Raw genomic sequence first — 3,242 nt, 5'->3', positions numbered from 1 at the left:
CGGACGACACGAACAGCTACGCGGCCGCCGGCGGCGGGATCCGTATCGAGGCGCGCCGTCTGCTCGGCGGGACCACGGGCACGGTGCGGGCGAACGGCGGCTCGGGGAACTACCCGGGCGCCGGCGGGCGGATCGGCATCGATGTCGAGAGCGATGCCTACGCCGGCGCGCTCCAGGCGCGTGCGGGGCGTGGACGGCGATCTCGGTGCCTCGGACACCGTGCCCGGGGCCGGCACCGTGTTCCCGTCGGGTCGCCGGGGACCGCGGCACGCTGATCGTCGACAACGGCGGCCAGCGCTCGGTCGAGCGCGGCACGACCGTGCGGAGCGTCGGCGAGCACGTCGTCGCCGCCGTCGAGCCGGCGGGCGCCGGGCGATGGCGCGTCACGCGCGAGCGCTACGAGGTCGGTCTGTCCGGCACGCTCAGGTCCGCCTACGGACCCGGGGCGGTCGGCTACCACGGGATCTCGGTGCCCTCGGAGGGCGAGCTCGACCTGTCGCTGACCCACACCGGAGGATCGCTCAAGCTGATCTTCTTCGAGCTCGACGACGCGCTCGACGCGGGCGACTACCTGTTCTACCGCCGACTGAGCTCGGGCGGCTCCTCCACCGTCGACCTGCCCGCGGGCGACTACCTCGTCGCGGTCGGCGACTATTACCTGTCGTCGAGCGACGCCGTCAGCGGGTACACCGACGGGGGCGTGGCCAGCCGGGGAGAGCCCGGCGACTACGCGATTTCGCTCGCCGAGTCGGGGTTCTGGCGGTCCAGCGCCGAGGCGCCCGGTCTCGACCTGACCGGTCTGGGCGTGACGCTCGACGCGTCCGAGGACGGCGCGCCGATCTACCGCATCGTCGAGAACGCCGGTCACACGCTCACCCTCGAGACCGAGGACGATCTGGACGGCTACGTCGGGCGGACGCTGCTCGGGGTGCACGACCTGGAGCGTGTCGAGGTCTCCGGGGGCGGTGCGCTCTCGTTCGGACGGGACCGGCTCAGGATCGCCGACGTCGCCGACGACCTGGTCGCCGCCGGCGCCTCGCTGGACGTGCTCGAGCTCGACATGGCCACGTACGCGGCGCTCGCGCAGACGAGCCAGGCGGGCACCGTCACGCAGGCCCGTCTGCCCAAGGGCGGCACGCTGGTGCTCGGCGCGGGAGCCGCCGACTTCGACGCGATCGAGGTCGAGGCGCTCACGCTACTCGACGGTGCGCGGCTGACGGTCGACGACGTACGCGTCGCGGGCGATCTGACGCTTCGAAGCGGCTCGGTGCTGACCGTCGACGCCCCGGTCGGCGGGAGCTACTCGCCGCTGACGATGGAGATCGGTGGCACGCTGCTCGTCGAGGCCGGCGCCAGGATCGATCTGGACGGCAAGGGGTACGGTCCCGGAGAGGGGCCGTCGCCGGAGGCGGCCGAGCATCGGTGCCACGGCGGGCGCACGGTGGCCGAGGCCCGGTGCGAGCACGGGGACTACCGGCGCGTGGACGAGGCGGGCGCCGGCGGTGCGGAGCTCGCCGGCGGCGGTCGGGGCACGGTGACAGCCGGGGCGATCGTCGTCGACGGACGGATCAGCGCCGACGCGCTCGACAGCCCGTCGGCCCGCGGGGCCGGTGCGGGGGGCGCGTGGCACCTCGTGTCGAGCTACCTCGACGGCACCGGCACGGTCTCGGCCGAGGGCGGCGCGGGCGTCACGCCGGGCGCCGGCGGGCGGATCGTGCTCGAGCTCGGCACGGCGCCGGCCGCGACCGTCTCGGCGGCGGCCGGCACCGACACGGACCTGTTCGACGGAAGCGGGGCGGGTGCCGGGACGGTGTACCTCGAGACGGCGGACGGGCACGGCGTGCTGACGGTCGGCAACGACGACCAGCGATCGGTCGCCGGCGGTACGACCGTTCGGTCGATCGGTCGGCACCGGATCGCGGGCGTGGAGTCCCGCGGGGACGGGACGTGGGCGATCGAGCGCACGCCGTTCGAGACGATCGACCTTCGCGACCGGACAGCCCACGAGACCCTGCCGACGTTCCACCGGCTCGAGCTCGACTCGCGGGCGATCCTGTCGTTCCGGATCGACGACGCCGCGTCGTGGACGCAGGGCGTGCGGGTGTTCCGGAACGACGGCGCGCTCGACGTCGACGACCGGGTGGGCATCGACGGCTGGGAGGAGCTCGGGGAGGGAAGGAGCGAGGTCGAGTGGCGGGCCGGTGCCGGTTCGTACATCGTCGCGGTCGGCTGGACCGAGCTGCTCGACAGCGAGATCGTGGCCGCGTTCGACGGCACCTTCGACGACGCCGACGAGGAGGGCGGAACGGAGTGCGGGTACGACCCGGAGCTCGAACGCGACCCGTGCGGGTCGAGCGGGGGCGGATACGGAGAGTGCGATCCGGAGCTCGACGACTGCGGGTACGACGAAGAGATGTACTTCGACCCCCCGTCCGGTTGCGACCCCGAGACCGGGTACTGCGGCGATGCTTCCGAAGGCGCGGGAGAGGAGAGCGGCTGCGATCCGGATTACGGGTACTGCGACGGGCCGAACGGCCGGTACGACCTGCGCGTCGCGGAGCGGGCGCCGTGGACGGCGGACGAGCCGGGTCTGGTCGGGCTGCTCGTCGACCTCGAGCCGAGCGACGATCAGAGCCCGCTTCTCGAGGTGATCGGTACGACCGCGACGGCGCTTCTCGTCGAGACCGAGGACGATCTCTCGTCGACGGTCGGCAATCGGCTGATCGGGACACGCCGACTCGACGGCCTGACCGTGCGCCGCGGAGCTGACGTGGACTTCGGGGCGGACCGGGTCGTGCTGTCCGACCCGAGCGCGCTGCGAGTCGAGTACGGATCGACGCTCCGGCTCGGCGACCTGGACGCCGCGACGGAGGCGTGGCTGGCGTCGTCCCCGGTCGAGGGCATCATCGATCGGCGCGTGCCCTAGACGACATCGACCGGGCCGGTACCGGAAGCGATGCGGACTGATCGGCCGAACGGGCGGGACGGCGCCCGCCCTCTCGCGTCGGGGCGCATCGCCCCGCTCGGCGGCCACGCCGGGAGCCCGGCGCAAGGTGCGGGTCCGCGGTGTCGTGCCGCGGCGTCCGGCGGTTACGGCCTCGTGCGCCGTTTCGGTCTGCTCGGGTGTCGACGACGAGCGCCGCACTGCTGCTCGTGCACTCACTCCGGGCCGGGTAGGGCGATGACCGAATCGACCGATGCCATGGCGAGCCCTCTCGCCGGAGACCGGTCACCGGACTCCG

General features: G+C 73.5%; 2 protein-coding genes. Both read left to right on the top strand.

Going from position 1 to position 3,242, the window contains the following annotated elements:
- The coding region (locus tag ACOOHC_RS00010) for a hypothetical protein (protein ID WP_420450172.1) at positions 1–275 on the top strand (275 nt) is incomplete at its 5' end.
- Positions 276–319: 44 nt separating this feature from the next.
- Positions 320–2,926: a hypothetical protein gene (locus ACOOHC_RS00005; protein WP_420450171.1), complete on the top strand. Its 2,607-nt coding sequence runs from the start codon at positions 320–322 to the stop codon at positions 2,924–2,926.
- Positions 2,927–3,242: the final 316 nt, after the last annotated feature.

This window comes from Ilumatobacter sp. (assembly GCF_965215205.1).
GTDB lineage: Bacteria > Actinomycetota > Acidimicrobiia > Acidimicrobiales > Ilumatobacteraceae > Ilumatobacter_A.
This window is presented reverse-complemented; position numbering and strand designations above follow the sequence as displayed.